Raw genomic sequence first — 6709 nt, 5'->3', positions numbered from 1 at the left:
AGGGGGACGAAGACACCTCCCGGGCCTTGGTCACGGGGACGCTGCGGCGTGATGACGGTGGTTTGCGTCGGTTGTTGTGTTCGTTGGCTGAGGTCCATGTGCGCGGTGTGGACGTCGACTGGACGGTGTTGCTTCCTGAAGCGCGGCGGGTGGACCTGCCCACCTACGCTTTCAACCGCCAGCGCTACTGGCTCGAAGAACTCCCCGCCCCCGCGGCCGGTACCCCCGCGGACCAGGCCGACGCCGCTCTCTGGGCCGCGATCGAGCGCGGCGACACCGACGAGGTCGCCAGGGAACTCGCACTCGACGACCACTGCAAACGCGCGTCGTTGGACGAGGTCCTGCCCGCCCTGTCCGACTGGAACCGTCGCCGCCGCGAACAGGCGCTCCTCGACTCCTGGCGCTATCGCGTCACCTGGACCCCCGTCGCGGACCCGCCCCCACCCGCGGCCCTCGGACACTGGGCGATCGTCTCCCCCGAGAACGCCGCCCCGGTGGCCACCGTCCTCACCGACGCGCTGACCGCGTCGGGTGCGCGGATCACCCTTCTCACGATCGATCCGCTCGACCTCGACCGGGCAACCCTGGCCCGTCGCCTCGACGACGCGGCAGACGCAAACGCCCCTTTCGACGGTGTCCTCTCCCTGCTGGCCCTCGCCCCCGGCCACCATCCCGGTCTGCCTGCGCTGCCCACCGGCCTCGCCGCCACGTTGGCCCTCGTGCAGGCCGCCGAAGACCTCCGGTTGACCGCGCCGCTGTGGTGCGCAACCCAGGGGGCGGTGTCCACCGGCCCCGGCCCCTCCCGTACCGATCCGGTGCAGGCCGCCGTCTGGGGATTGGGCCGCGTCGCCGCGCTGGAACACCCCGGACGCTGGGGCGGTCTCGTCGACCTCCCCGACGACCCCGGTGACACCGCACTGCGCAGGATGGCCGCGGTCCTGGCCGGCACCACCACCGAGGACCAGGTCGCGATCCGGGAATCGGGGCTGCTGGCCCGCCGGCTGGTACCGGCCCCGACGCGTGATACCGCACAGCGCCGATGGCACCCGCGCGGCACCGTCCTGGTCACCGGAGGCACCGGCGGAGTGGCCGCGCACGTCGCGCGCTGGCTCGCCGCCAACGGTGCCGAACACCTGGTCCTGGCCAGTCGCCGCGGCCCGGAGGCCGAGGGGGCCGCCGACCTCGCCGAGGAACTGGCTGCCCTGGGCGTCGACGTCACCTTCGCCGCCTGCGACGTGGCCGACCGTGACTCGGTCGCACGGCTCCTGGCCCAACTTCCCGACCGGCACCCCCTCACCGCGGTCGTGCACGCGGCCGGTGTCGCCTGGCCGGAAGCGCTCGCGACGACCGGACCGACGGAGGTCGCCGACGTGTTGGCGGCCAAGGCATCGGGCGCGGCACACCTGGACGAATTGCTCGGCGACATCGACCTCGACGCGTTCGTGCTGTTCTCCTCCAACGCCGCGGTCTGGGGCAGCGCCACCCAGGGCGCCTACGCCGCGGCCAACGCCTTTTTGGACGCTTTGGCCGAACAGCGCAGGGCGCGCGGACTGACCGCGACCTCCGTCGCGTGGGGTGCCTGGGACGGAGGGGGGATGTCCACCTTCTCCGCCGACGTCCGGTCGGGGCTCCAACGATCGGGTCTGACGCTCATGGCCCCGGAAGCGGCGGTCCGCGCGCTCGTCCACGCCGTCGGACACGGAGAAACGTGCGTCACCGTCACCGATGTGGACTGGTCGCGGTTCGCCCCACGGTTCACCGCCATGCGCCCCAGCCCACTCCTGGACAACATCCCCGAGGTGCGCCGCATCCGGGAGGAATCCGCCCCCGCCCCCGCGGCCGAATCCGAGGGGGCCGGACGTGAACTGGCCGCCCGGCTCGCCGGCCTTTCACCCGCGGACCGGCAACGTACCCTGCTCGACCTGGTACGCACCGAGGCAGCCACGGTCCTCGGTCACTCCGGCACCGCCGCGGTCCCACCCGACCGTGCCTTCGGAGAACTGGGGTTCGACTCCCTGACCGCGGTGGAACTGCGCAACCGGCTGATCAGCGCCTGCGGGGTTCCGCTGCCGACCACCGTCGTCTTCGACCACCCCAACCCGGCCGCGGTCGCCGACCTGCTCCGCACTCTGCTGGCGCCTGCCGCGGATGGTCGGCCCCCGGTCCTGGCGGAGCTGGCCGCACTGGAGACGGCACTCGCGGGAGCGACCCCCGACGCCCCGCTGCGTGCACAAATCACCGCGCGCCTGCGTTCGCTCGCCGCCCGTTGGGACGGCGAGACCCCGGGCGACGACCTCGACCTCGACCTGGCAACCGATGACCAGGTGTTCCAGCTCATCGACAGCGAGTTCGGACAGGCGTGAGAGACCGCGGTCAGGCGCTTTGCCTGCCCGTCCCAGCCCGCGAGTCAGGCGACCGTTCGCCGGCTCTTCACCCGGTCACCTTTTCAGGAGCTGATCTGCCATGGCGGACGACCAGAGGCTGCGCGACTACCTCAAACGCGTTCTCGCCGACGCCCGCCTCACCAAGAGGCGGCTGCGCGAGATCGAGGCCGACCAGCACGAGCCCATCGCGATCGTGGCAATGGGCTGCCGTTACCCCGGCGGTGTCACCTCACCGGAGGACCTGTGGCAGCTGGTGATCGACGAGACCGACGCGATCTCGGAATTTCCCACCGACCGCGGCTGGGACCTGGACGGTCTCTACGACCCCGATCCCGATCGTCCGGGCACCTCCTACGTTCGCGAAGGAGGCTTCCTGTACGACATGACCGGGTTCGACGCAGACTTCTTCGGCATCTCCCCGCGCGAGGCAGTGGCGATGGACCCCCAGCAGCGGTTGCTCCTGGAGACCTCGTGGGAGGCGTTCGAGCGGGCGGGGATCGATCCCTCCTCGCTGCGCGGACGCGACATCGGTGTGTACACCGGCGTCGTCTACCACGACTTCGCCACCCGGCTGCACCCCGTGCCCGACGAACTCGAAGGCTACATCGGGACCGGCATCGCCGGCAGCGTCGCGTCGGGCCGAGTGGCCTACGTACTGGGACTGGAGGGCCCGGCGGTCACCATCGACTCGGCCTGCTCGTCGTCCCTGGTCACCATTCACCTGGCCGCTCAGGCGCTGCGCCGGGGCGAATGCTCCATGGCGTTGGCCGGCGGCGTCACGGTCATGGCGCTGCCCGGCGCCTTCGCGGAGTTCTCCCGGCAGAGGGGCCTGGCACCGGACGGGCGGTGCAAGTCGTTCGCCGCGGCTGCCGACGGAACCTCCTGGTCGGAGGGGGTGGGGGTGCTGCTGCTGGAACGGCTCTCCCACGCCAGGCGCAACGGTCACGAGGTCCTGGCGGTGCTGCGCGGATCGGCCGTCAACCAGGATGGCGCCTCCAACGGATTGACCGCGCCCAACGGGCCCTCCCAGCAGCGAGTGATCCGTGCGGCACTGACCGATGCGGACCTCGCCCCGGCCGACGTCGACCTGGTGGAGGCGCACGGAACGGGCACGACGCTCGGTGACCCGATCGAAGCCCAGGCGTTGCTGGCCGCCTACGGGCACGACCGCTCCGGCGACCCGTTGTGGCTGGGGTCGCTGAAATCCAACATCGGCCACGCCCAGGCCGCGGCCGGGGTGGGCGGGGTGATCAAGACAGTCATGGCGTTGCGGGCGGCGACCCTGCCCCGCACCCTGCACGTGGACGAGCCCTCGCCACACGTGGACTGGTCGGCCGGGGCGGTGGAACTGCTGACCCGGTCACGTCCCTGGCCGGAGACAGGGCGGCCGCGCCGTGCCGGGGTCTCGGCGTTCGGGGTCAGCGGCACCAACGCCCATCTCATCCTCGAACAGGCTCCGGAACCCGACGGGTCGGACCCGTCGGCCCCCGCAGGAGCAGAGCCCTCGGCGGTGAAACCCGACCGTCCTGCCGTCCTACCGCTGGTGCTGTCGGGGCACGGAGAACCCGCGCTGCGCGCACAGGCCCACCACCTGGCCGCCCACCTCGGCCGGCGGCCGACGGACGATCTCGCCGACACCGCGTACTCTCTCTGCACCACCCGCGCGGCCCTGTCGGAGCGGGCAGTGGTCCTCGCCGTCGATCACGACGAAGCCCTGGCCGGACTGGCCGCGGTGGCCAACAAAGAACCGGCTCCGGGAGTTGTACGGGGAACGGCCGTAGCCGATCCGGGTGTGGTGTTCGTCTTCCCCGGCCAGGGGACGCAATGGGCGGGTATGGCGGTCGACCTGCTGGACGCGTCGCCGGTGTTCGCGGCGTCGATGGCCGATTGCGAGCAGGCACTCGCCCCGTTCGTGGACTGGTCGCTGACGGATGTACTGCGCGGTGACGCCGCGCTGTTGGACCGGGTGGACGTGGTTCAACCTGTCCTGTTCGCGGTGATGGTCTCCCTGGCCGCGCTGTGGCGTTCACACGGCGTCGAGCCCGCGGCGGTGGTCGGGCACTCCCAAGGGGAGATCGCCGCCGCCTGCGTCGCCGGTGCACTGTCGCTGCCAGATGCGGCCCGCGTGGTGGCGTTGCGCAGCAAGGCCCTCCTCGCGCTGTCGGGCCGGGGCGCCATGGCCTCGGTCGCCGTGTCGGAGTCCCGCGCCGCCGAACTGCTGCGCCCGTGGGCTGAACGGTTGTCCGTCGCAACGGTCAACGGGACGGAGTCTCTGGTCGTGTCCGGGGAGCCCGACGCCGTCGACGCACTCGTCGACGCGTGCACCGCCGACGGCATCCGCGCCAAACGCCTTCCCGTCGACTACGCCTCGCACTCGGCCCAGGTGGAGCAGATTCGCGCCGAGCTGGACAACGTGCTCACCGGCATCACCCCGCACAGCAGCGACATCCCCTTCTACTCAACGGTGAGCGCACAACGCATCGACACCGCGCTCCTCACCCCCGGTTACTGGTTCGACAATCTGCGGCACACGGTGCGCTTCGCGGAGACCACCCGCCTGCTCGCCGCACAGGGGCACGGCGTGTTCGTGGAGTGCAGCCCGCACCCGGTGCTGACCGCATCCGTGCAGGAGACGGCCGCCGACGCCGTCTCCGTGGGCTCGCTGCGCCGGGACGAAGGCGGTCAGGAACGCTTCCTGTCCTCCTTGGCCGAGGCATACGTCCATGGTGTCGCCGTGGACTGGACGACGCTGTTGCCCGGGGCGCGGCGGGTGGACCTGCCCACCTACGCCTTCCAGCGCAGGCGCTACTGGTTCGACATGGGCGCCGCCGCGGGCGACATGGCCGCCGCAGGTCTGGCAGCCGCCGACCATCCGCTCCTGGGCGCGGTCGTCGCGCAGGCCGACGACGACAGCGTGCTCCTCACCGGAAGGCTGTCCACGGCCGCGCACCCGTGGCTGGCCGACCATGTGGTCACGGGCACCGTGCTGCTACCCGGCACCGCACTGGTCGAGCTGGCCGTGCGCGCCGGCGACGAGGTCGGGTACGCCGTTCTGGAAGAACTGGTGATCGCCGCGCCCATGGTCCTGCCCGAGCACGGGGCCGTACGCGTGCAGGTCCGGGTGGACGAACCCGACTCCTCGGGCCGGCGCCCGGTCAGTGTGCACTCCCGCCCCGACACCGCGGAGGCCGCACGCGGATGGGACCATCACGCCGAGGGCTTCCTCCGTGCAGCGGGGACCGAACCCTGCCCCCGGCAGGAGGGGGAGTGGCCGCCGCCCGGCGCCCGCCCCGTGGACCTCTCCGGCTTCTACCACGATCAGGCCGAGGCGGGATACGCGTACGGTCCGGCCTTCCGGGGGCTGCGCGCGGCCTGGCAACGCGACGGCGAGATCTTCGCCGAGGTCGCGCTGCCTCCCGAACACCAAGGAGCCGCGCGGCATTTCGGCGTGCACCCGGCGCTGCTGGACGCCGCCCTGCACGCGGGGGCGCTGAGCCCCCGGCGCACGACCGCTGCTGACGAAGGGGTGCTGCTGCCCTTCGCCTGGAACGAGGTCACCCTGTACGCCACCGGTGCCGCAGCACTGCGGGTCCACCTCGTCCCCAGCGGGGACGACGCGGTCGAACTGAAGATCTTCGACCCCTCGGGCGAGCCCGTGGCCGCGGTGCGATCGCTGGTGTTCCGCCCGATCCCCGAAGCCGGAATCGGGGCGGACGGTGCTGCCGCAACCGATGCGCTGTTCGCCATCGCGTGGACCCCGGTGCCCCTTCCGGCCGGGACGGCCACCGCGGAACCGGTGGTGATCGAGGTCGCCCCGCCCGACCCGGGCAACGATGACCGGGCCGTACCCGAAGTGCACGCTGTCGTCGCCGACGTCCTGTCCGCGCTACAGGACCGGCTGGCCGACCCTGACGAGTCGGCTCCTCTGCTCGTGGTGACGCAGGGGGCGATGCCGGCCACGGGCGATACCGATGTGCGCGATCCGGCCGCTGCGGCGGTGTGGGGGTTGGTGCGTTCGGCTCAGGCCGAGCACCCCGATCGGATCGTGCTCGTTGACGCCGACGACGACACCGCCTCCCGTGCACTCCTCCCCACGATCGCCGAGTTGGGGGAACCGCAGGTGGCAGTCCGTGCAGGAGCACTGCTCGTGCCTCGGTTGGCGCGGGTCGCGGTGGAGGGTGCCGTCCCGGAGTTGGACCCGGTGGGGACGGTGTTGGTGACGGGTGGGACGGGTGTGTTGGGGCGGTTGGTGGTGCGGCATTTGGTGGTGGTGCATGGGGTGCGGCGGTTGGTGGTGGTGAGTCGTTCGGGGTTGGGTGCGCAGG

2 protein-coding genes are annotated in these 6709 nt (G+C 71.9%); both read left to right on the top strand.

Going from position 1 to position 6709, the window contains the following annotated elements:
- On the top strand, positions 1-2363 hold a 2363-nt coding region (locus tag QSJ59_RS24180; protein ID WP_285762082.1), incomplete at its 5' end, for an SDR family NAD(P)-dependent oxidoreductase.
- A 100-nt stretch (positions 2364-2463) separates the two neighbouring features.
- A partial coding sequence (locus QSJ59_RS24175) for a type I polyketide synthase (protein ID WP_285762081.1) occupies positions 2464-6709 on the top strand: 4246 nt, incomplete at its 3' end.

The organism is Nocardiopsis ansamitocini (assembly GCF_030268225.1).
Classification (GTDB): Bacteria; Actinomycetota; Actinomycetes; order Streptosporangiales; family Streptosporangiaceae; genus Nocardiopsis_D; species Nocardiopsis_D ansamitocini.
Note: the sequence above shows the minus strand (reverse complement) of the source record. Positions and strands in the feature narration are given on the sequence as shown.